The sequence below is a fragment of the Citrobacter sp. wls826 genome (assembly GCF_005281245.1).
Lineage (GTDB): Bacteria > Pseudomonadota > Gammaproteobacteria > Enterobacterales > Enterobacteriaceae > Citrobacter > Citrobacter braakii.
Window position 1 is genome coordinate 152,311 of record NZ_SZWS01000012.1, and the last position, 22,848, is coordinate 175,158.

The 22,848-nt window shown below is 53.4% G+C and carries 24 protein-coding genes and 1 pseudogene; 6 read left to right on the forward strand and 19 right to left on the reverse strand.

Annotated elements, in window-relative coordinates:
- Positions 1 to 903, reverse strand: a pseudogene (locus FDW87_RS21500) (phosphoribosylformylglycinamidine synthase); the annotation flags it as partial.
- 257 nt (positions 904 to 1,160) lie between these two features.
- On the opposite strand from FDW87_RS21500, the gene mltF reads away from it, so the two are divergent.
- Complete coding sequence (mltF, locus tag FDW87_RS01665; RefSeq protein ID WP_047416469.1) at positions 1,161 to 2,711, forward strand: membrane-bound lytic murein transglycosylase MltF; 1,551 nt, start codon at positions 1,161 to 1,163, stop codon at positions 2,709 to 2,711.
- A 48-nt stretch (positions 2,712 to 2,759) separates the two neighbouring features.
- On the opposite strand, the gene tadA is transcribed toward mltF, so the two are convergent.
- From tadA to murQ, 4 genes are read right to left on the reverse strand one after another with little or no spacing between them, the layout of a single operon-like run.
- Entirely contained in the window at positions 2,760 to 3,257 is a 498-nt protein-coding gene (gene tadA, locus FDW87_RS01670; protein ID WP_019077403.1) for a tRNA adenosine(34) deaminase TadA, read from the reverse strand.
- 57 nt (positions 3,258 to 3,314) lie between these two features.
- Complete coding sequence (gene yfhb, locus FDW87_RS01675; protein ID WP_016157167.1) at positions 3,315 to 3,950, reverse strand: phosphatidylglycerophosphatase C; 636 nt, start codon at positions 3,948 to 3,950, stop codon at positions 3,315 to 3,317.
- Positions 3,951 to 3,953: 3 nt separating this feature from the next.
- On the reverse strand, positions 3,954 to 5,318 hold the full coding sequence (locus FDW87_RS01680; protein ID WP_109017799.1) for a PTS transporter subunit EIIC: 1,365 nt from the start codon (positions 5,316 to 5,318) through the stop codon (positions 3,954 to 3,956).
- Positions 5,319 to 5,327: 9 nt separating this feature from the next.
- Positions 5,328 to 6,221 carry an N-acetylmuramic acid 6-phosphate etherase gene (gene murQ / locus FDW87_RS01685; protein ID WP_019077406.1) on the reverse strand — a complete coding sequence of 298 codons (894 nt, stop codon included), beginning with the start codon at positions 6,219 to 6,221 and terminating at the stop codon, positions 5,328 to 5,330.
- Positions 6,222 to 6,338: 117 nt separating this feature from the next.
- On the opposite strand from murQ, the gene FDW87_RS01690 reads away from it, so the two are divergent.
- Both FDW87_RS01690 and FDW87_RS01695 read left to right on the forward strand, forming a co-directional pair.
- Positions 6,339 to 7,187, forward strand: a complete 849-nt coding sequence (locus FDW87_RS01690) for a MurR/RpiR family transcriptional regulator (RefSeq protein ID WP_016154045.1) — start codon at positions 6,339 to 6,341, stop codon at positions 7,185 to 7,187.
- A 55-nt stretch (positions 7,188 to 7,242) separates the two neighbouring features.
- A complete protein-coding gene (locus FDW87_RS01695; RefSeq protein ID WP_003037590.1) occupies positions 7,243 to 7,503 on the forward strand; it encodes a YfhL family 4Fe-4S dicluster ferredoxin in 261 nt (86 codons plus the stop codon).
- Positions 7,504 to 7,543: 40 nt separating this feature from the next.
- On the opposite strand, the gene acpS is transcribed toward FDW87_RS01695, so the two are convergent.
- The 12 genes from acpS to rseD form a co-directional block, all read right to left on the reverse strand.
- Positions 7,544 to 7,924 carry a holo-ACP synthase gene (acpS, locus tag FDW87_RS01700; RefSeq protein WP_003037588.1) on the reverse strand — a complete coding sequence of 127 codons (381 nt, stop codon included), beginning with the start codon at positions 7,922 to 7,924 and terminating at the stop codon, positions 7,544 to 7,546.
- Entirely contained in the window at positions 7,924 to 8,655 is a 732-nt protein-coding gene (gene pdxJ, locus FDW87_RS01705; RefSeq protein WP_016157172.1) for a pyridoxine 5'-phosphate synthase, read from the reverse strand. Before pdxJ ends, acpS begins: the two co-directional genes overlap by 1 nt.
- 15 nt (positions 8,656 to 8,670) lie before the next feature.
- Complete coding sequence (gene recO, locus FDW87_RS01710) at positions 8,671 to 9,399, reverse strand: DNA repair protein RecO (RefSeq protein ID WP_016154047.1); 729 nt, start codon at positions 9,397 to 9,399, stop codon at positions 8,671 to 8,673.
- A 132-nt stretch (positions 9,400 to 9,531) separates the two neighbouring features.
- Positions 9,532 to 10,437: a GTPase Era gene (era, locus tag FDW87_RS01715; RefSeq protein ID WP_003037581.1), complete on the reverse strand. Its 906-nt coding sequence runs from the start codon at positions 10,435 to 10,437 to the stop codon at positions 9,532 to 9,534.
- Complete coding sequence (rnc, locus tag FDW87_RS01720; RefSeq protein WP_003037579.1) at positions 10,434 to 11,114, reverse strand: ribonuclease III; 681 nt, start codon at positions 11,112 to 11,114, stop codon at positions 10,434 to 10,436. The genes era and rnc overlap by 4 nt, the downstream gene beginning before the upstream one ends.
- Before the next feature lie 269 nt (positions 11,115 to 11,383).
- Positions 11,384 to 12,358, reverse strand: a complete 975-nt coding sequence (gene lepB, locus FDW87_RS01725; protein WP_016154048.1) for a signal peptidase I — start codon at positions 12,356 to 12,358, stop codon at positions 11,384 to 11,386.
- Between the two features lie 15 nt (positions 12,359 to 12,373).
- Positions 12,374 to 14,173 (reverse strand): translation elongation factor 4, encoded by a 1,800-nt coding sequence (lepA, locus tag FDW87_RS01730; RefSeq protein ID WP_003037577.1) that lies wholly within the window; start codon positions 14,171 to 14,173, stop codon positions 12,374 to 12,376.
- A gap of 215 nt (positions 14,174 to 14,388) precedes the next feature.
- Positions 14,389 to 14,853: a SoxR-reducing system protein RseC gene (gene rseC / locus FDW87_RS01735; protein ID WP_016157173.1), complete on the reverse strand. Its 465-nt coding sequence runs from the start codon at positions 14,851 to 14,853 to the stop codon at positions 14,389 to 14,391.
- Positions 14,850 to 15,806, reverse strand: coding sequence for a sigma-E factor regulatory protein RseB (rseB, locus tag FDW87_RS01740; RefSeq protein ID WP_003847063.1), 957 nt, complete (start codon positions 15,804 to 15,806; stop codon positions 14,850 to 14,852). Before rseB ends, rseC begins: the two co-directional genes overlap by 4 nt.
- Positions 15,806 to 16,456 (reverse strand): anti-sigma-E factor RseA, encoded by a 651-nt coding sequence (gene rseA, locus FDW87_RS01745; RefSeq protein ID WP_137379388.1) that lies wholly within the window; start codon positions 16,454 to 16,456, stop codon positions 15,806 to 15,808. Before rseA ends, rseB begins: the two co-directional genes overlap by 1 nt.
- A 31-nt stretch (positions 16,457 to 16,487) precedes the next feature.
- Complete coding sequence (rpoE, locus tag FDW87_RS01750; RefSeq protein WP_003037573.1) at positions 16,488 to 17,063, reverse strand: RNA polymerase sigma factor RpoE; 576 nt, start codon at positions 17,061 to 17,063, stop codon at positions 16,488 to 16,490.
- Positions 17,060 to 17,224: a rpoE leader peptide RseD gene (gene rseD, locus FDW87_RS01755; RefSeq protein WP_049259737.1), complete on the reverse strand. Its 165-nt coding sequence runs from the start codon at positions 17,222 to 17,224 to the stop codon at positions 17,060 to 17,062. Before rseD ends, rpoE begins: the two co-directional genes overlap by 4 nt.
- Before the next feature lie 263 nt (positions 17,225 to 17,487).
- Between rseD and nadB the strand changes: the two genes are divergently transcribed.
- Positions 17,488 to 19,110 carry an L-aspartate oxidase gene (nadB, locus tag FDW87_RS01760; protein ID WP_137379389.1) on the forward strand — a complete coding sequence of 541 codons (1,623 nt, stop codon included), beginning with the start codon at positions 17,488 to 17,490 and terminating at the stop codon, positions 19,108 to 19,110.
- Here the strand turns inward: nadB and trmN are convergent.
- Positions 19,095 to 19,832 (reverse strand): tRNA(1)(Val) (adenine(37)-N(6))-methyltransferase TrmN, encoded by a 738-nt coding sequence (trmN, locus tag FDW87_RS01765; RefSeq protein WP_075847623.1) that lies wholly within the window; start codon positions 19,830 to 19,832, stop codon positions 19,095 to 19,097. The two genes, nadB and trmN, sit on opposite strands and share 16 nt — an antisense overlap.
- A gap of 130 nt (positions 19,833 to 19,962) precedes the next feature.
- On the opposite strand from trmN, the gene srmB reads away from it, so the two are divergent.
- On the forward strand, positions 19,963 to 21,291 hold the full coding sequence (gene srmB / locus FDW87_RS01770; protein WP_016157176.1) for an ATP-dependent RNA helicase SrmB: 1,329 nt from the start codon (positions 19,963 to 19,965) through the stop codon (positions 21,289 to 21,291).
- 112 nt (positions 21,292 to 21,403) lie between these two features.
- On the opposite strand, the gene grcA is transcribed toward srmB, so the two are convergent.
- Positions 21,404 to 21,787: an autonomous glycyl radical cofactor GrcA gene (gene grcA, locus FDW87_RS01775; protein WP_003037563.1), complete on the reverse strand. Its 384-nt coding sequence runs from the start codon at positions 21,785 to 21,787 to the stop codon at positions 21,404 to 21,406.
- 317 nt (positions 21,788 to 22,104) lie between these two features.
- Between grcA and ung the strand changes: the two genes are divergently transcribed.
- Entirely contained in the window at positions 22,105 to 22,794 is a 690-nt protein-coding gene (ung, locus tag FDW87_RS01780) for a uracil-DNA glycosylase (RefSeq protein WP_016154055.1), read from the forward strand.
- Positions 22,795 to 22,848: the final 54 nt, after the last annotated feature.

The window sequence follows — 22,848 nt, forward strand, 5'->3', positions numbered from 1 at the left end:
AGCCGTCGGGTGGTTGTGGGTTTCAACCTTCATCAGAATGTGGGCTGGCTCCTGATGGAAATCGTAGCGGCCGGTTTTGTGGTCGGCAAAGTAGCGGCCCACTTCAGAACCTTCCATGACCGCGGCGTTGTCTTTATAGGCAGACAGCACGTGGTCCGGCGTGGTTTCGAAAGTGTTTTTAATCATCTTGAACAGCGACTTGGGCTGCTGTTTACCGTCGATAACCCAGTCGGCGTTAAAAATTTTGTGGCGGCAGTGCTCGGAGTTAGCCTGCGCAAACATGTACAGTTCAATGTCGTTCGGGTTGCGTCCCAGTTTGGTAAACGCATCCTGCAGATAGTCGATTTCGTCTTCCGCCAGCGCCAGACCGAGACGCAAGTTAGCGTCGATCAGCGCCTGGCGTCCCTCACCCAGCAGATCAACACTGGAGACCGGCGCAGGCTGGTGATGGACAAACAGTTTTTCGGCATCGTTCAGCGCAGAGAAAACCGTTTCCATCATGCGGTCGTGCAGTTCGTCAGCAACCATCTGCCACTGCTCAGCGGTCAGCGTAGAGGCTTCTACATACCAGGCAATGCCACGTTCCAGACGGCTAATCTGTTGCAGGCCGCAGTTGTGGGCAATATCAGTCGCTTTAGAAGACCACGGGGAGATGGTGCCAGGGCGAGGCGTAACCAGCAGCAGTTTGCCTTCAGGGGCATGGCTGTGAAGAGCAGGACCATATTTCAGCAGGCGTACAAGCTGGGCGTGCTCATCCTCATTCAACGGTGCATTCAGATCGGCAAAATGGACGTACTCGGCGTAAATATTGTGGACCTGGAGGTTGGCAGCCTGAAAACGTGCCAGCAGTTTGTTAATACGGAATGCAGACAGTGCAGGTGAACCACGCAGAATTTCCATCATAAGTCTCTCGTCTTCTAAGCTTTCGGTGTGCCCAAGTGGGGGAAACGGGCGTCATTATAAAGAATCTACCGCGCCGACGAAACCGTTTGCGTCGAAATAAAATCACGACCGTCTCTTATCATCAAATGCGGTCTGGTTTCTGAATAAGTTGCCAACTGACGCAAGTTTAAGCAAAATGCCGCTCATTAATGACGACTTCACTTCTTAATCATCACCACAGCAGGCAGAGACAACGTACGGTTCAGAGAATTAACTAATTGAAAAAATTAAAGATTAATTATCTGTTCATCGGCATATTAACGCTGTTGTTGGCAGCGGCCCTCTGGCCATCTATTCCCTGGTTCGGTAAAGCCGAAAATCGTATCGCCGCCATTCAGTCGCGGGGAGAACTGCGCGTCAGTACCCTCGACTCGCCGTTAACTTACGCGACCCTCAACGGTAAGAAATTCGGCCTGGATTATGAACTGACTCAGGCGTTCGCCAACTACCTGGGCGTGAAGTTAAAAGTCACCGTGCGCCAGAACATCAGCCAGCTTTTTGACGACCTGGATAACGGCCATGCCGATCTGTTAGCCGCAGGCCTGGTATATAACAGCGAGCGGGTGAAAAATTACCAGCCCGGCCCAACCTACTATTCGGTTTCACAACAGTTGGTGTATCGGGTTGGGCAATACCGCCCGCGCACTCTTGCCACTGTGAACGAAAATCAGTTGACCATCGCCCCGGGACACGTGGTGGTTAACGATCTCCAGTTACTTAAAGAGAATAAATTTCCCGATCTGAGCTGGAAGGTGGATGACAAAAAGGGCACTACTGAACTGCTTGATGATGTTATCGCCGGGAAGCTGGATTACACCATTGCCGATTCCGTCGCCATCAGCTTATACCAACGCGTACATCCTGAACTGGCCGTAGCGCTGGACGTATCTGACGAACAGCCGGTGACCTGGTTTAGTCGCCTGGACGATGACAACACGCTGTCTGCCGCCCTGTTGGATTTTTTTAACACCATGAATGAAGACGGCTCTCTGGCGCGACTAGAAGAAAAGTATCTCGGACATGGCGATGATTTTGACTATGTTGATACCCGCACCTTTTTACGCGCCGTAGACAGCGTATTGCCGGACCTTAAGCCGCTGTTTGAGAAATATGCGCAGGAGATAGACTGGCGACTGCTCGCCGCAATCTCTTATCAGGAGTCACACTGGGACGCGCAGGCCACTTCCCCGACCGGCGTACGCGGGTTGATGATGCTGACCAAAAATACCGCTCAAAGTCTCGGACTGACTGACCGCACCGATGCCGAACAAAGCATCAGCGGCGGCGCACGGTATTTGCAGGATATGATGAGTAAAGTGCCCGATACCGTCCCCGAAGGGGAACGCATCTGGTTTGCGCTCGCAGCCTACAACATGGGTTACGCGCACATGCTGGATGCACGGGCGCTGACCGTGAAAACCAAAGGCAATCCGAACAGCTGGTCCGACGTAAAACAGCGTCTGCCACTGCTCAGCCAAAAGCCGTATTACAACAAGCTGACCTATGGTTATGCGCGAGGCCACGAAGCCTACGCTTATGTAGAAAATATCCGTAAGTACCAAATTAGCCTGGTGGGGTATCTGCAGGAGAAAGAAAAACGGGCGCTTGAAACGCAGCAACTGGCGCAGGATTACCCGGCGGTGACGCCGGCAGAGCTAATAGGTAAAGATGAATTGCCGCTTTCGTCGTTTTTGTCTCAGACGTCGTCAAATTACCTGTCGCACTCCCCTTCCCTGCTGTTTTCACCGCAGAAAAAAGAGGGCAAGTAGCCTCGTAGGCCTGATAAGCGCAGCGTCATCAGGCAATCAGACCGGCATTTACAAATTGGCGTTTTTTTTCAGCGCTTTGATTTCCTGACGACGCATGCGGAAGAAATCACTGAGCAACGTGGCGCATTCATCTCGTAGCACCCCTTCGGTCACCTCCACCCGATGATTCATTCCAGGGTGATGCAGTACATCCATTAATGACCCGGCTGCCCCCGTTTTCGCATCGCGCGCGCCAAAAACGACCTGGCCGATACGGCTGTGCACCATCGCGCCTGCGCACATCACACACGGCTCCAGAGTGACATACAGCGTGGTATCCAACAGACGGTAGTTTTGCAGCACCAGGCCGCCCTGACGCAGCGCCATAATTTCAGCGTGGGCAGTCGGATCATGGTGACCAATCGGACGGTTCCAGCCTTCGCCAATCACGCGGTTGTTATGTACCAATACCGCGCCCACCGGGACTTCACGCTCATCCCAGGCGCGCTTAGCCAGCGTTAAAGCATGACGCATCCAGTATTCGTGGCTAAATTCAACTTCAGACAAAGGGGGTAACTCCAGTAATCAAAGCGGGCGCATTATACACAGACGCTATCGTTTACTCTATTCGAGTTGTTGCAGCTCTCCGCGCGGCGTGACGCGCCAGCGATGCTGGCAAAAAGAGAGCAGAGGATTGTCCTGATTACTGTCGCTGTAGCCACTGTAAAGCTGAAGCGGCGCACCAATGTGGCGTTCCAGTTGCGTCACTTTCTCATGGCCCAGACAGCGCAGAGGCAGTACCCACCCGCCGAATCCCCGCGCCATTTTACTGGCGATCAGATTGACACGCGGTAGCCACGGCGTGTCGAAGTACACCTGCTCGACCAGCGACTGCGGGGAGCCAGTGATAAGCCAGATTTCGGCGTCAGAGCTTAACAGGTAGGTTGTCAGCCGCTGCTGAACGAGCGGAAAGGCCGTCACGTTACTGCGAAACCAGCGCACAAAGTCAGCCTGATGCCCTTTCAGACGCGCCTCGCTACGACCAAAAGTGCATCCCCACAACAGCAGGCTCATTGGCCAGCGGGCGGCACGCCCTTGTATCAGCAGCGCCAGCGCAATCACCGGTAGCAGAGGCAGCACAAGCAACGCGTTCAGCGGCTGGCGACGCAGCAGATAACGTATAAAGCTACCGAACATATCCTGCTGGTGTAACGTGCCATCCAAATCAAAAAAAACAACGCGGCGCTGGTGATTGGTCAAACCTTATTCCTCTGGATCGTTGAACCCCAATAGCCAGGTAAACAGGAACCCGGCGATAACTGCTACCAGATAGCCTAACAGATAGAACATCACTTTTCCGGCAACAATCGTCAGTGCCAGCGGCAAACCGGAGATGCCAAAGGTGATAACCGTCGCCACCTTCCAGTAGCTAATCAGCGCCCCGCCTACCGCTCCGCCAAGGCAGGCACCGATAAACGGTTTACCCAACGGCAGCGTGACGCCAAAAATAAGCGGCTCGCCAATGCCCAGCAGCCCGACCGGCAGCGCTCCTTTGATCACTTTCTTTAGCCGCGCATTACGGGTTTTCATCAACACCGCTATCGCAGCCCCTACTTGTCCAACGCCTGCCATCGCCAGGATAGGAAAGAGCGCGTTATAACCGTGTGCCTGTACCAGCTCAACGTGGATGGGCACCAACCCTTGATGAAGTCCGGTGAGCACCAATGGCAGGAAAGTTCCCGCCAGTATGGCACCAACCAGGAAACCGCCGCGGTCGATAGCCCAGGATGCGCCGTGAGCGATAGATTCAGAAATCCAGCCTCCAAGCGGTTGTAACGCCACAATCGCGATGGCCCCGGTAATGATCGTGGTCAGCAGCGGGTTAAGAATAAGCTCCAGCGATTCCGGCAACAGCTCGCGGAATTTGCGCTCGATCCAACACATCAGCGCAACCACCAGCAGCACTGCGATCACCCCGCCGCGCCCCGGCTGCAACGCTTCGCCAAACAGGGTAATCTGCGCCAGCTGCGGACTGGAGAGGATCCCCGCCATCACCCCGCCCATCGCCAGAGAGCCGCCGAAGACTTTGGCGGTATTCACCCCAACCAGAATATTCATGATGGCAAACACGGCGCTGCCAAATATGCCCATCAGCCCCAGCATATTCGGATAATGGGTCGCAAAATCCCCCACGATATCCGGTCGCTTAAGGATGTTAATAATGCCGGTAATCAAACCGGAGGCGATAAACGCCGGAATAAGAGGGATAAAGACGTTCGCCAGCTTGCGCAGCGCATCGCTCATTGGCGCTTTGTACTTCGCTTTGGCCTCTGATTTGGTGCGCTCGATATTATTCACATCTGCACGCTCGCCGTCACCGGCAATCAGGGAGCGCATGGCATCCACCACCTTGGCAGCTTTACCGGGGCCGACGATTATCTGATGCTGCGCGCCCTGCTTCACGTAACCGCTAACACCGGGCAGTTGCCTGAGACGGGGAATATCAATCTGATCGTCATCCTGAACTTCCACCCTGACGCGGGTCATACAGTTTTCCAGGCGCAGAATATTTTGCTCTCCGCCTACGCCCAGCAGAATGTCGCTGGCCAGCACCGCCGTCTTATCCATATAAACCTCTTAGTGTTCTAACGCCGCGCGTAAAAAACCCTGGTGAGCGGCAAGCTTTTCACGGGCGGTAGCGGCATCCAGGCCGGTGAGCGCCATTAAAATCGCTGGCTTAACGTCAAAATCAGTCTGCTTTAATAGCGCTTGCGCCTGTTCACGCGCAATGCCGGTGGCTTCAACCACCATACGGCACGCTCGATCGACCAGTTTGACGTTGGTTGCCTGCATATCCACCATCAGGTTCTGGTACACCTTGCCAAATTTCACCATCGCACCGGTGGAGATCATATTGAGCACCAATTTTTGCGCGGTGCCGGATTTCAGCCGTGTTGACCCGGTCAACGCCTCCGGTCCCACCACCGGGGAGATCGCAATATCCGCTTCATGCGCGACAGGAGAATCCGGATTGCAGGAAATAGCCGCCGTCGTACAACCCACCGAACGCGCATATTTCAGCCCGCCAATCACATACGGCGTGCGACCTGAAGCCGCCAGACCAACCACCAGATCCTGTGCAGTAAGGTTGAGTGCGCGCAGATCGTCCTCGCCTAACTGCGGGTTATCTTCCGCGCCTTCTACCGCCTTGAGCAGCGCGCCCGGCCCCCCGGCAATCAGCCCAACCACCAGACCATGCGGTACACCGAAGGTCGGTGGGCACTCAGACGCGTCCAGCACTCCAAGACGTCCGCTGGTACCTGCGCCCATGTAAATAATGCGTCCACCGGCTTTTAACGCGTTGGCTGCCGCATCGACCGCGCACGCAACTTGAGGCAGAGTTGCTTTTACTGCTTCCGCTACCAGCGTATCCTGTTGATTAAATCGATGAACCAACTCCAACGTTGAGAGCGCATCCAGATCCATGGTCTGTGGATTGCGGGTTTCTGAAACTAATGCACCGAGATTCATTTTTTGTTCCTTAGGAATTTTTAATTCATAATAATCTGTCATAATGGAATATTATATTCATCCAGGCGAGTGAAATTTTGTTTTGCAATCGCCATCACGTTTTCGCCAGGAGACAGCATGAACTGTTTAATTCGCATTCGTCAGCGTTACCCGGACCTCGCGCAAAGCGATAAAAAACTTGCGGATTATCTTCTTGCTCAGCCGGATACCGCGCGTCATCTCAGCTCACAGCAGTTGGCCTTTGAAGCAGGCGTCAGCCAGTCCAGCGTGGTGAAGTTCGCGCAAAAGATGGGCTTTAAAGGGTTTCCGGCGCTGAAACTGGCGATTAGCGAAGCGTTGGCCAGCAATCCCAACCCTCATTCCATTCCGGTGCATAATCAGATTCGCGGTGACGACCCCATGCGTATGGTGGGCGAAAAACTGATTAAAGAAAACGTGGCGGCGATGCATGCGACGCTGGACGTCAACAGCGAAGAGAAACTGATAGAGAGCGTCACGATGCTGCGCTCAGCCCGGCGCATTATCCTGACCGGGATTGGCGCATCGGGTCTGGTAGCGCAGAATTTTGCCTGGAAACTGCTAAAGATTGGGTTTAACGCGGTGGTTGAACGCGATATGCACGCCCTGCTGGCGGCGGTGCAGGCGCTTTCACCCAACGATCTGCTGCTGGCCATTTCGTATACCGGAGAACGGCGCGAACTCAACCTGGCTGCGGATGAAACGTTGCGCGCCGGAGCCAAAATTCTCGCCATCACCGGATTTACACCTAACGCCCTGCAACAGCGCGCAACTCATTGTCTGTACACGATTGCTGAAGAACAGGCCACGCGCAGCGCAGCGATTTCCTCTACCCATGCGCAAATGATGCTCACTGATTTACTGTTTATGGCGCTGGTGCAGCAAGATCTGGAGCATGCCCCGGAACGCATTCGCCACAGCGAAGCACTGGTAAAAAAACTGGTCTGAGCAAAGAATGCGCGTATAATGCCCGCCCGATTTGTGATGTTTTGAGAGTTTCCTGATGGCCCTGTTAATCACTAAAAAGTGTATCAATTGCGATATGTGCGAGCCCGAATGCCCGAATGAGGCGATTTCGATGGGTGACAGCATTTACGAGATTAACAGCGACAAGTGTACGGAATGCGTAGGCCATTACGACACGCCAACCTGCCAGAAGGTGTGCCCGATCCCCAATACTATTTTGAAAGATCCGGCACATGTCGAAACGGAAGAGCAGCTGTGGGATAAGTTTGTACTGATGCACCACGCCGATAAGCTGTAACGTTGCCTGATGATGCGATGCTTATCAGGTCGACAAAACGTTAGCTCTCGATAATCACCGTGGCGCAGGCGTAGTGACGCTCATCGGCCAGCGTCACATGCATATGTGCGACGCCGAGTTTTTCCGCCAGTTTTAACGCCTCCCCCCATAACCGCAGACGCGGCTTACCGAGTTCGTCGTTAAAGACTTCAAACTGATTAAACGCCAGACCGTTGCGAATACCGGTACCAAAGGCTTTTGCTGCCGCCTCTTTGACCGCAAAACGCTTCGCCAGAAAGCGCACCGGTTGCTGATGCGTCTCCCAGATTGCCCATTCGTTGTCGCTGAGCACGCGTCTTGCCAGACGGTCGCCGGAACGGGAGATCACCGCTTCGATGCGGGCAATCTCCACGATATCCGTACCTAATCCCAGAATCGCCATTAGCCACGCGCTTCCAGCATCAGGCGCTTCATTTCGACTACTGCATCTTTCAGACCACTCATCACCGCGCGGCCGATAATGGCATGGCCAATGTTCAACTCGTGCATTTCCGGGATCCGGGCGATGGCTTTAACGTTGTGGTACGTCAGGCCGTGCCCCGCATTCACCTTCAGGCCAAGGCTGGCGGCAAAGGTCGCCGCTTTGGCGATACGCGCCAGTTCGCTGGCCTGTTCAGCGTCGGTTTTCGCATCGGCGTAACAGCCGGTGTGAATTTCGATGTATGGCGCGCCGACTTCAGCAGCGGCCTTAATCTGTTCGTCATCAGCATCGATAAACAGCGAAACCAGAATGCCTGCGTCCGCCAGGCGTTTGCAGGCATCACGCATCTTGTCACGCTGACCGGCGACGTCCAGGCCACCTTCAGTCGTCACTTCCTGACGTTTTTCCGGCACCAGGCAGCAAAAATGCGGCTTAGTCTCAACGGCAATCGCCAGCATCTCTTCGGTTACCGCCATTTCCAGATTCATACGCGTATCCAGCGTCTGGCGCAAAATGCGCACGTCGCGATCGGTAATATGGCGACGGTCTTCACGCAGGTGCACGGTAATGCCGTCTGCGCCCGCCTGCTCAACGATAAACGCCGCCTGAACCGGGTCAGGGTATGCGGTGCCGCGTGCATTACGTAAAGTGGCAATGTGGTCAATGTTGACGCCTAACAGTAATTCGGCCATGGCAATCCATCCTCGTTAATCATTTTTTGTTTTTACTGCGCGTTTTGGCATAAATTGCCGGAACAGTTCCCGGCTTTTTAACGGCTTACCACCAAGATACGGCTTTAACGCCATGCGGGTAAAGCGTTTCGCGGCGCGAAGCGTATCAGCATCCGGAAATTCCCGCGATTCGAGTGCTTTCAGATGGCGTCCGGTAAAGGTGGCGTTATCAATCACTACGCTTGCGATAAACCCTTTTTCTTCCCGGTAACGATAGGTCATAGTGTCGTCCACCGGCTCGCCACTACCCGCACAGTGGGTAAAATCGACGCCGTACCCCAGATGTCCAAGTAAGGCCAGCTCAAAGCGACGCAGCGCAGGCTCTGGCGAACCCGTCGCGCCAGCCAGCGCCTGAATACAGTTGAGGTAGTCGAAAAAGAGTTCAGAAAAGCGGGTCTCATACTCAAGTACACGAGAGATAAGCTCGTTGATATACAAGCCGCTGTACAGTGTGATACCGCTAAGGGGGAGAGCCAGAGAAACGGCTTCGGCACTGCGTAAGGTTTTGACCTCACCACGTCCACCAAAGCGAAGCAACAACGGAGTAAAAGGCTGGAGCGCGCCTTTGAGATTAGAACGTTTGGAGCGCGCGCCTTTAGCCACCAGGCGCACACGACCCGATTCTTCCGTGAAGACGTCCAGCACGAGACTGGTTTCGCTCCACGGGCGGCTATGCAGGACAAAAGCGCGTTGCCATCCTTCCATCATACCCGCCGTCTTTCAAGCTGCAGGTGTGTTGGCTGCGCCCACTCACCCCAGTCACTCACTTGAGTAAGCTCTCGAGGATCTGCGGTCTTGCCGTCTTCCTGCACCTCGAAAGCCATAACCTATGAAAAATTAGACGTCGTCGCCGTAACCGAGGCTACGCAGCGCGCGCTCGTCATCGGCCCAGCCGGATTTCACTTTCACCCACAGCTCGAGGTGAACGGGCGCTTCGAACATCTCCTGCATGTCTTTACGCGCTTCGATGCCGATGGTTTTAATTTTGGCCCCTTTGTTGCCAATAACCATCTTCTTCTGCCCTTCACGTTCAACGAGGATCAGCCCGTTAATATCGTAACCACCGCGTTCGTTAGAGATAAAACGTTCAATCTCCACGGTAACGGAGTACGGCAGTTCAGCCCCCAGAAAACGCATCAGCTTTTCACGGATGATTTCAGACGCCATAAAGCGCTGAGAACGGTCGGTGATGTAATCTTCCGGGAAGTGATGAATGGCTTCCGGCAGGTGCTTACGCACGATGCCCGCAACGGTATCAACATTCAGGCCGGTTTCGGCAGAAATCGGGACAATATCAAGGAAGTTCATCTGGCTTGCCAGGAACTGCAGGTGCGGCAGTAAATCGGCTTTTTCCTGAACGTTGTCCACTTTGTTCACAGCCAGAATAACCGGGGCTTTACCGTCGCGCAGCTTGTTGAGCACCATTTCGTCGTCCGGCGTCCAACGGGTGCCTTCCACAACGAAAATAACCAGTTCAACATCACCAATCGAGCTGCTTGCCGCTTTGTTCATCAGGCGGTTGATCGCCCGTTTTTCTTCCATATGCAGGCCCGGGGTATCAACATAAATCGCCTGATACGCACCTTCGGTATGGATGCCAACAATACGGTGACGTGTTGTCTGAGCCTTACGTGAGGTTATGGAAATCTTCTGCCCAAGCAGATTATTCAACAGGGTGGATTTGCCGACGTTCGGGCGACCGACGATGGCAATAAATCCGCAGTAAGTTTTCTCTTCGCTCATTCCAGCTCCAGTTTTTTCAACGCCTGTTCGGCGGCAGCCTGCTCAGCCTTACGACGGCTCGAACCTGTGCCAACCACCGGTTCACTCAGGCCGCTGACCTGGCAGTGGATAGTAAATTCTTGATCGTGTGCTTCACCACGAACCTGCACCACCAGATAGGACGGTAGCGGCAGGTGGCGACCCTGCAAATATTCCTGCAGGCGCGTTTTCGGATCTTTTTGTTTATCGCCTGGGCTAATTTCATCCAGACGAGTCTGATACCAGTTCAGGATCAGTTGTTCAACGGTTTGAATATCGCTGTCGAGGAAGACGCCGCCGATCAAAGCTTCAACGGTATCTGCCAGGATCGATTCACGACGGAAACCGCCGCTTTTCAGCTCGCCAGGCCCCAAACGTAAACATTCACCGAGGTCAAACTCACGGGCTAATTCAGCCAGCGTATTGCCGCGAACCAGCGTCGCGCGCATGCGACTCATATCACCTTCATCCACACGCGGAAAACGGTGATACAGCGCATTAGCGATAACAAAGCTCAGAATAGAGTCGCCTAAAAATTCTAAACGCTCGTTATGTTTGCTGCTGGCGCTACGGTGAGTTAATGCCTGCTGCAACAGCTCCTGATGATTAAAAGTGTAGCCCAGCTTCCGTTGAAGCCGATTAATTACGATGGGGTTCATGCGATACCAATAAATGAATGCGTCAACAATTCAGCACACGAAACAGACCTGATATACGCATTTCGCTTAGCCATCCCGCTTCGGCTGAATGCATTTATACACAAACCAACGCTGTTTCGTGTGCCGTGGCAACCTGTCGGTGCCAACCTCAAACTTCGGGGGAATATTCTATACACAACGACAAGGGATGTCGTTAGTCTGCGGGAATTTATCCGAGAAATAATTCACGCTGTCGCCATAATGACGACAACGTGAACGATTATCAGCGATTAGTGAATGCCACCAATACGGCTTAAACGCACACCGGTCGGCCATTCGCCTTCTTGCTTATCGAAACTCATCCAGATAGCGGTTGCTTTACCAACCAGATTCGCTTCCGGCACAAATCCCCAGTAACGGCTGTCCGCACTGTTGTCACGGTTATCACCCATCATGAAGTAGTGTCCCGGCGGGACGATCCAGGTTGCCAACTGCTGGCCTGGCTGGCGGTAATACATCCCCACCTGATCCTGCGCGATTGGCACGGTCAGAATGCGGTGCGTTACCTCACCCAGCGTTTCTTTACGCTCGGAGAGGCGAATACCGTTATCTTTCGTTTCATTCAGCGGAACCTCAAAGAAGCCGCTGGTCGCTTCACCGCCGTTACGACGCGCAAATGTCTGCACAAAATCACTTGGCTGAACATCAGAGTACGTTACCGGCAGCGCGTTTTCACACGCCTGACCGGAACTGCATCCTGGCTGAATAGTTACCTCTTTCGCCACCGGATCGTACGTCACTTTGTCTCCCGGTAAACCGACAGCACGTTTGATGTAGTCCAGACGCGGATCTTCCGGGTATTTAAACACCACGATATCACCGCGTTTCGGATGGCCGGTTTCGATCAGCGTTTTCTGGTAAATCGGATCTTTAATCCCGTAGGCGAATTTCTCCACCAGGATAAAGTCACCGATAAGCAGTGTCGGCATCATCGAACCAGACGGGATCTGGAACGGCTCATAAATAAATGAACGCACCACCAGCACAATAGCTAAAACCGGGAAAACGGATGCCCCGGTTTCCAGCCAGCCTGGCTTAGGGGCCACTTTTTTCAGCGTTGCTTTATCCAGTGAATCACCTGCAGCAGCTTGCGCTGCTGCCTGACGCTCCCGGCGTTTAGGCGCGAAGATGAATTTATCTACGCACCATAAAATGCCCGTCACCAGTGTGGCAATCACCAGAATCAGGGCAAACATGTTCGCCATGCCAACTCCTTAAGATTATTTGCTGTCTTTACCGACATGCAGAATGGCGAGGAAGGCTTCCTGTGGCAGTTCGACGTTACCGATCTGCTTCATGCGCTTTTTACCCTCTTTCTGTTTTTGCAGCAGCTTTTTCTTACGGCTGATATCGCCACCGTAGCATTTCGCCAGAACGTTTTTACGCAGTTGCTTAACCGTTGAACGCGCGATGATGTGCGTACCAATGGCCGCCTGGATCGCGATATCAAACTGCTGGCGAGGGATCAGATCTTTCATCTTCTCGACCAGTTCACGACCACGGCTCTGGGAGTTGTCGCGGTGGGTAATCAGCGCCAGCGCATCGACACGTTCGTTGTTGATGAGAACATCAACGCGCACCATGTCAGACGCCTGGAAACGTTTGAAGTTATAGTCCAGCGACGCATAGCCGCGAGAAGTTGACTTCAGACGGTCGAAGAAGTCGAGTACCACTTCCGCCATCGGAATTTCATAGGTCAGCGCCACCTGGTTACCGTGGTAAACCATGTTGGTCTGTACGCCGCGCTTCTCGATACACAGCGTGATGACGTTACCGAGGTAAGCCTGCGGCAGCAGCATGTGACACTCAGCAATCGGCTCACGCAGTTCGTAAATGTTGTTCAACGGCGGCAGCTTGGACGGGCTATCGACGTAGATCGTCTCTTTCGCCGTGGTTTCGACTTCGTAGACTACGGTCGGCGCGGTAGTGATCAGATCCAGATCGTATTCACGTTCCAGACGTTCCTGAATGATCTCCATGTGCAGCAGACCGAGGAAGCCACAGCGGAAGCCGAAGCCCAGCGCGGTTGAGCTTTCCGGTTCATAGAACAGGGAGGCGTCGTTGAGGCTCAGCTTGCCGAGCGCGTCACGGAAGTTTTCGTAGTCGTCAGAGCTCACCGGGAACAGACCGGCGTAAACCTGTGGCTTCACTTTTTTAAAGCCTGGCAGCGGCTTGTCCGCCGGGTTACGCGCCTGCGTCAGGGTATCGCCAACCGGTGCGCCCAGGATGTCTTTAATCGCACAAACCAACCAACCCACCTCGCCGCATTTCAGCTCGGTACGGTCAACCTGTTTTGGCGTGAAGATGCCCAGACGGTCAGCGTTATAGACCTGACCGGTGCTCATCACTTTAATTTTGTCGCCTTTACGCATGGTGCCGTTTTTAATACGCACCAGTGACACGACGCCCAGGTAGTTATCGAACCAGGAGTCGATGATTAGCGCCTGTAACGGACCTTCCGGGTCGCCTTCCGGCGGCGGGATGTCGCGCACCAGACGTTCAAGAACGTCAGTGACGCCTACGCCGGTTTTCGCCGAACAGCGAACGGCATCCGTCGCATCAATACCGACGATATCTTCGATCTCTTCCGCCACACGCTCAGGATCGGCGGCTGGCAGGTCAATTTTGTTCAGTACCGGCACCACTTCCAGATCCATTTCCATGGCGGTATAGCAGTTAGCCAGGGTCTGTGCTTCGACGCCCTGTCCGGCATCAACCACCAGCAGTGCGCCTTCACAGGCAGCAAGCGAGCGGGAAACTTCATACGAGAAGTCAACGTGGCCCGGGGTGTCGATAAAGTTAAGCTGATAGGTTTCACCATCAGATGCTTTGAAATCGAGCGTCACGCTCTGCGCTTTGATAGTAATACCGCGCTCACGCTCAAGATCCATCGAGTCGAGAACCTGCGCTTCCATTTCACGGTCAGACAGGCCACCGCAGATCTGGATAATACGGTCAGACAGCGTCGATTTACCGTGGTCGATGTGAGCTATGATTGAAAAGTTACGTATGTTCTTCATATAGTGTAATTATTGTGCCTTACGCCCGCCTGAGCAGGCTCTGAGAAGTCGCTGATCTGAGCTTAACGTCTGTTTAAGTGAAACGCCGCATTCTACACTACAACGCTGAGGCGAGGAAATGTTCATAGAGCAAGGATAGCGGGAACTGGAAACAACTTTGCAAAGTCGGTGAAACTTTTGCCGGATGGCGACACAAGCGCCATCAGGCAAAGCTATCACTGTTGGGTTTCGACGCGAATGAGATCGGGTGGGAGAGCAACGTTCAGAATGACCGGCTGCCAGGCTTCGCGCTCAGCAAGCTTACGAGAGTATCCACGGGCAATCAGGAATCCGCCCACGCCCCCCAGCACGGCACCGCTTAATGCCGCAAGGTCGGAACCAAACAGCACCTGGAATAACGCCGCGAAGAGAAAGAGCCCCGCCAACGGAGACATGTAGACCAACATCGCTGAACCCAGCAGGCTACCCTCGGCAATACCCAGTTCAACTTTTTGACCGGGCGCTAAGGGTTCGTCGCTGGGCACCACAATGGTATGCGTGGTCTGCGGCCCAAGTTTGTTCAGCACGCGGCTCCCGCATCCGGCCCGCGAAGCACAGCTGCTACATGATGCTTTAACATCACAGCTGACCGTCGCCAGACCATTTTGCCAGGAGACGACTGTCGCCCACTCTTTAATCATTGTGCAGCCCTGAACTTAATATTGTCCGCGATACGCTTCGCCGTTTGCGGTGGAAGCTCGCCCACAATCGTAATTTCCGCGTTATCACGCACGCTGGTACTAACCGTTCTACGCCCGGTTCGCAACAGCTGATCGGCGCTGTTTTGCATCGCACGGTTTACGTTTACGGAGAAACTGAACAGGCCATCAGAATATAGGCGCGATTCGATCGGCATGTTATCCATCGTCGGCAGCGGACGCCGACTGCTGGAAACTTCGCTGAAGCCTTGCGGCAACCACGACGGACTCCAGTTGAAGTTGGTTTTTTCGCCCGCAGGAACTGACAGCAACGGCGGTAGATTGGCTTTCGCCAGCGTCTGCATGCTATCGCTAACGCCGTTGTTTACGGTAAACGCGATAACACGGAACTGTTCCAGCGTCTCACCATCACGGTCGAGAAGATCGACGCGCATCGGCAGCTTAGTCTCCGTGTCCATCCAGACGATATAGCTGTAACGCGTACCGTCACGGGCGACTACGCGGATCACTTCACAGAGCCGATCGGCAATGCGGGTGCGACCTACTGAGATAAAGTCATAGTAGGGAGCAAGACGTTTGAAGTCGGTGTAAATCAGAGAGGGCAGAGAGTCAACGATATAGTCGCCGTTCAGCGTGAACGGTTCGAGACCAGGCTCAAAATAGCTGATTTCATTGCCACGCTGCACCACTTCCCGCCGCGGTCCATCCATTTGCAACAGTTGCGCTAGCGGACGGTTATCCAGGCGAGCATGGCGATAACGTAGGGATTCAACACCCTGCTTATTGATGCTGACAAATGACAGCTCATAGGTTAGCGACTGGCTGGCCAGATTCATCTGCTGCAACAACGCCCCGGACGCAGGATTGGCCGAGGCGTTTACAGAGAAAAACAGGCTACCAGCCACAAGTGACATGGCAAACCAAAGTTGCTTCATTACTGCGATTGCGTTCCTAAAGTTTGAATTCCTGGCACCTGCACAGCGGCTTGCTGTGTTTGGGCCTGCTCAAACTGAAGCTGTTCAGAGTGCAGTCGACGTTGCAGTTCGTAGTCCTGCAACATGGCATTAATACGACGACGCTGCTCCTGTACCTGCTGTTGCTGACCACCGCTGGCCGTCGCGTCAGAGGGTACACCCAAGCTTACCGGACTGGCTTTACCCATCATCGGTAATGTATTAAATACCGGCGTTTCGGGCTGCTGGGACGTTTCAGATTGCCCATTATAGTGCTGGACGCCAACAATAACTGCAAGTGATACACACGCGGCCACACCCATTTGGGTAAGCTGCGCGGCCCATGGACGCATTTTCTTCCAGAATGGCATTTTCTGCCACTGGTGCGGTGCTGGCTGGGCCTCAGGAATCAATGGCACCGTCTGAGGTACTGGCTCATCCTGGATGGCAGCCATTACGCGGGCGGAAATATCGAAATGGAGAACGTCGGCGGTATCACCTCGCATAGAATCGCGAATCAGGTGATAACTCTCCCAGGTTTTTTGCATTTCCGGGTCCTGAGTCAGCTCTTTGAGTAACTCAGTATCCAGCGTTTCGCCATCCATTAAAGCGGAAAGTTTTTCTTTCTGCATGCCTAATACCTTTTCCAGTATCCCGCTATCGTCAACGCCTGATAAGCGGTTGAACTTTATTATCAATAGCTTCCCTCGCTCGGAAGATACGTGAACGCACCGTACCTACCGGACAATCCATGATAGCGGCTATCTCTTCATAGCTCAGGCCATCCAGCTCCCGCAAGGTTATTGCCATGCGTAAATCTTCCGGGAGGGACTCAATAGTCCGGAAAACTATCTGTCTCAGTTCTTCTGACAACATTAAGTTCTCAGGGTTCGAAATTTCTTTCAGCGCACCGCCACTTTCGTAATTTTCTGCTTCAATCGCATCAATATCACTGGAAGGTGGACGACGCCCCTGAGCGACCAGGTAATTCTTCGCTGTATTGACTGCAATACGATACAGCCAAGTATAAAAAGCACTATCTCCCCGGAACGAGTCCAGCGCACGATAGGCCTTGATAAATGCTTCTTGTACTACATCGGGTACATCGCCCGACGGTACATAGCGAGAAACCAGACTCGCCACCTTATGCTGATAGCGCACTACCAGTAGGTTAAAGGCTTTCTGATCTCCCTTCTGGACCCGTTCTACCAGGACCTGGTCCGTTAACTGCTCGCTCATCCGAGGTAAAGTCTCCCCAAACCAAATTTCCACGCGCCTTCGAAACGCCACTCCATCAGCTTCACTATGAGCAAGCAAATGCTTAGAGTGCTCAAGTTTCGTAAAGTTCCGTTACGCATTGTTTTTTGTTTGTCATGTTGTAGACAGGTCTTATCTCTCATTATAAGTCTACATAATCCGATCGACGCACTATCTGTTTAGAAATGCCCATTTCACCGCTTGCAGAGTAACCCAACGGCCACTTTATTTCATCACATAATCTGGTGCTAACGGCCTGCTTCACAAAATATTTTTGCTCATTTCGTCCTCGTCATGCTTTTTTTTCATGTTTAGTCACTGCAACACATTTAAAAATAAAACGTGCAGTATCGCGCAATGTGGTGCTATGGTGACCAAACACTGTTTAGTAAATTAAACAAAAATCATGAATACGACTCCTGAATTATCCTGTGACGTGCTGATCATTGGCAGCGGGGCTGCCGGACTCTCACTGGCGCTGCGCCTGGCCGAAAAACATCAGGTTATTGTCCTGAGCAAAGGTCCGGTCAGCGAAGGCTCGACATTTTATGCCCAGGGCGGTATTGCCGCGGTGTTTGATGAAACCGACAGCATCGATTCCCACGTTGAAGATACTCTGATTGCCGGGGCCGGCCTGTGCGATCGCCATGCGGTTGAATTTGTCGCCAGCAATGCCCGCACCTGCGTTCAGTGGCTTATCGATCAGGGCGTTTTATTTGATACGCAGGTTCAGCCCAACGGTGAAGAGAGCTATCACCTGACCCGTGAAGGCGGTCATAGCCATCGACGCATTCTGCACTCTGCGGATGCCACCGGTAAAGAAGTCGAAACCACCCTCGTCAGCCAGGCACAAAATCACCCAAACATACGGGTTCTTGAGCGCAGTAATGCCGTCGATCTGATTGTCTCCGATAAAATCGGTCTGCCGGGAACGCGTCGGGTTGTCGGAGCCTGGATCTGGAACCGTAATAAAGAAGCCGTAGAAACCTGCCATGCCAAGTCAGTAGTGTTGGCCACCGGCGGCGCGTCAAAGGTGTACCAATACACCACCAATCCAGATATTTCCTCGGGTGATGGGATTGCGATGGCCTGGCGCGCGGGATGCCGTGTCGCCAACCTGGAATTTAACCAGTTTCACCCGACGGCGCTGTATCATCCGCAGGCGCGCAACTTTCTGCTAACCGAGGCGCTGCGTGGCGAAGGCGCACATCTGAAGCGCCCGGACGGTTCGCGCTTTATGCCCGATTTTGACGAGCGTGGCGAACTGGCTCCCCGCGATATTGTTGCCCGCGCCATTGACCACGAAATGAAGCGCCTGGGCGCTGACTGCATGTTTCTCGACATCAGCCATAAACCGGAAGAATTTGTTCGTCAGCATTTCCCGATGATTTATGAAAAATTGCTGGGACTGGGCATCAATTTGACCAAAGAGCCGGTTCCCATCGTTCCTGCCGCGCACTATACCTGCGGCGGCGTGATGGTGGATGACTTTGGCCGTACAGATGTCGACGGGCTGTATGCGATCGGCGAAGTGAGTTACACCGGCCTGCATGGAGCCAACCGGATGGCGTCAAACTCATTACTGGAGTGCCTGGTTTACGGCTGGTCCGCGGCTGAAGATATCGACAGGCGAATGCCTTATGCTCGCAGCGTCAGCACCCTCCCGGATTGGGATGAAAGCCGGGTAGAAAACCCGGATGAACTGGTTGTGATTCAGCATAACTGGCATGAGCTGCGGCTATTTATGTGGGATTACGTCGGTATCGTGCGCACAACTAAACGTCTGGAGCGCGCCCTGCGCCGTATCACCATGTTGCAACAGGAAATCGACGAGTATTACGCTCATTTCCGCGTGTCGAACAACTTGCTGGAACTGCGCAATCTGGTGCAGGTTGCTGAGCTGATTGTCCGCTGCGCGATGATGCGTAAAGAGAGTCGGGGCCTGCACTATACGCTGGATTATCCAGAACAGCTTCCAGAGGCGGGCCCGTCCATTCTCTCACCGCTAAGTCATCACATGAACAGATAAAACGCCTGGGTCAGCGCCGTGTAACCTTCAGAGTAACGTTGGTCTGGCCCACGGATCACCAGCCTGTCACTAAAGCACTCCCCGGCCTGCGGGGAGAATGCCAGCAGTACCCGATTCGGTAGTCGGGCCTCGGTTTCTGCTACATCCGTGCGCAATCGCAGATGCCAGCCCATGCCCAGTGCCTGCTGGGAAAATGCGTTACCAATCTGTTCGGGCAGCACCACACAGAAAAAACCTTCTTCCGTAATGCTGTCTGCCGCCAGCGTTAGCAATACTTGATGATCGAGCGTGGTGGTGTAGCGAGCCTGCTCGCGCTGCGGCGTGGCACATTCCACTCCCTGTTCATAATAGGGAGGGTTGCTGATGATCAAATCAAAGCGCACGGTCTGGCGCGGTATCCACTGCTGCACATCTTCCGTATGAACGTTCACGCGATGCATCCACGGGGATTGCGCGATGTTCTCCTGCGCCTGCTGCGCGGCATCAACATCAAGCTCCACAGCGTCAATGATGACGTTTTCATCTGTGCGCTGGGCCAGCATCAGCGCCAACAGGCCGCTCCCGGTACCAATATCCAGGATCCGCTTTACGCCAGCAACAGGGGCCCAGGCCCCCAATAAAATGCCGTCCGTTCCGACTTTCATTGCACAACGATCGTGTGCCACAAAAAACTGCTTAAAAGTAAATCCATTACGTCTAAGTACGGATGTAGACTGGGGCATGAAGAACAACCTTCCTGGAAAAAAAACGATAACATAGGATAAAAACAATACCTGAGAAGGTATATCCATACAAACAGATGAAGATTGCAGCCGTAACGTCTATAATCAGCGCCCCACTCAGAGGTAGAACATGACTGTAACGACTTTTTCCGAACTTGAACTCGATGAAAGCCTTCTGGATGCCCTCCAGGAAAAAGGTTTCACTCGCCCGACCGCCATTCAGGCTGCCGCCATTCCGCCTGCGCTCGATGGCCGTGATGTACTCGGTTCTGCGCCGACAGGCACCGGTAAAACGGCGGCATATTTGCTGCCAGCGTTGCAGCACCTGCTCGACTTCCCGCGCAAGAAATCTGGCCCGCCGCGCATTTTGATTTTGACACCGACGCGCGAACTGGCGATGCAGGTTGCCGAACACGCCCGTGAACTGGCGAAGAATACGCATCTGGATATCGCCACGATTACCGGCGGCGTGGCTTACATGAACCACATGGAAGTCTTTAGCGAAAACCAGGACATCGTGGTCGCCACTACCGGTCGTCTGCTGCAGTACATTAAAGAAGAAAACTTTGACTGCCATGCGGTTGAGACACTAATCCTCGATGAAGCAGACCGCATGTTGGACATGGGCTTTGCCCAGGACATCGAGCATATCGCTGGAGAAACCCGCTGGCGTAAGCAAACTATGCTGTTCTCCGCCACGCTGGAAGGCGATGCGATTAAAGATTTTGCTGAGCGTCTGTTGGAGGATCCGGTTGAAGTTTCGGCGGATCCGTCTACCCGCGAACGCAAGAAGATTCATCAGTTTTACTACCGTGCCGATGACATCGAGCACAAAACGGCCCTGCTGATCCATTTGTTAAAACAGCCGGAAGCGACCCGCTCGATTGTTTTTGTACGTAAACGCGAGCGTGTGCACGAGCTGGCAGGCTGGTTGCGCCAGGCGGGCATTAATAACTGCTATCTCGAAGGCGAGATGGTGCAGAACAAACGTAATGAAGCGATCAAACGCCTGACCGATGGTCGTGTGAACGTGCTGGTAGCAACCGACGTTGCCGCTCGTGGGATCGATATTCCTGACGTCAGCCACGTGTTTAACTTCGACATGCCGCGCAGTGGCGATGCCTATCTGCACCGCATTGGCCGTACCGGTCGTGCAGGCCGTAAAGGTACTGCGATCTCTTTGGTTGAAGCCCACGACCATCTGCTGCTCGGCAAAGCGAGCCGCTACATTGACGAGCCACTGAAAGCACGCGTCATCGACGAACTGCGTCCAACCACGCGCGCGCCAAGTGAGAAATCTAACGGTAAGCCATCCAAGAAAGTGCTGGCGAAGCGCGCCGAGCAAAAAGCGAAAGAGAAAGAGAAACCGCGGGTGAAAAAACGTCACCGCGACGCCAAAAATGTCGGCAAACGCCGTAAGCCGAGCGGAGCTGCTACCCAGCAGTCCGACAAAGAGTAAACCGAATGCCGGGCCGTTTAGCCCGGCATTTTTTGTGCACAAAAAAGCGGAAGATACGTTGGCATCTTCCGCTTTCAGATTCTCTGCCAGACGGGGTTATTCCCCGTGAGCCTTACAGGCTCTCAGTAAAGGTACGAGCAATAACGTCGCGCTGCTGTTCTGGCGTCAGAGAGTTGAAACGCACGGCATAACCAGAAACACGGATGGTCAACTGCGGATATTTTTCCGGATGCTTAACCGCATCTTCCAGAGTTTCGCGGCGCAGAACGTTCACGTTCAGGTGCTGACCACCTTCCACACGGACTTCCGGCTGTACGTCTACCGGTACTTCACGGTATTCGATTTCACCCAGTTTGCTGACAGCAACGACTTCATCAGCATTGAAACCTGCTTTCGCAACGATGCAGCGTGCTTCGCCTTTTTCGCTGTCCAGCAGCCAGAAAGAGTTCAGCAGGTCGTCGTTTGCAGCTTTAGTAATCTGGATACCTGTAATCATTTGATGCCTCCCCGGCAAAATTATTTGATCTCGGTTGGCCGTCATCCGGCCAATTGGTAAAACCATTGTTGCTTGAGTGTATATATACCCCTCACACCCCCTTGAATCTTTGATTTAAATCAATAAAAACCACACATGAAAAGTGGTGATAGTTGGATTTTATTGTTTTACATCAACTTACGCCACATGCGCAGCTAAACTTTTTACATAAATTTTCAACTATCTTTAAGGGGTAGACCCTTGAGAAACGTACAGAATTTTGCGACGTCGAAAGAAGCAGTTAAGCTAGGGGGATTGAAAATTCGCAGGAGAGCGAGATGGCCACCGAATTAACCTGGCACGATGTGCTGGCAGAAGAGAAACAGCAGCCTTATTTTGTTAACACGCTGCATACTGTGGCGGGCGAGCGTCAGTCAGGTATGACAATTTATCCGCCACAAAAAGATGTATTCAACGCTTTTCGCTTTACCGAACTTGGCGACGTGAAAGTCGTCATCCTGGGGCAGGATCCATACCACGGTCCGGGCCAGGCACACGGTCTCGCGTTTTCTGTCCGCCCCGGTATTGCCACCCCGCCCTCGTTGCTGAACATGTACAAAGAGCTGGAAGCAACGATTCCTGGCTTCACACGCCCAACGCACGGATATCTGGAAAGCTGGGCACGCCAGGGTGTGCTGTTACTCAACACCGTGCTTACCGTCCGTGCCGGGCAGGCACATTCGCACGCCAGTCTGGGATGGGAAACATTTACCGATAAAGTCATCAGCCTGATTAACCAACATCGGGAAGGCGTGGTATTCCTGCTCTGGGGTTCACACGCACAAAAGAAAGGTGCGATTATTGATGCGCAGCGTCACCATGTATTGAAAGCGCCGCACCCATCACCGCTCTCTGCGCATCGCGGTTTCTTTGGCTGCAATCATTTTGTACTGGCTAATGAGTGGCTGGAACAACGAGGTGAAAAGCCGATTGACTGGACGCCGGTATTACCAGCAGAAAGCGAGTAAAAAAATGCCAGCGAATCGCTGGCATTTTTATTATCAGGCTTTGTTCTGACGCCA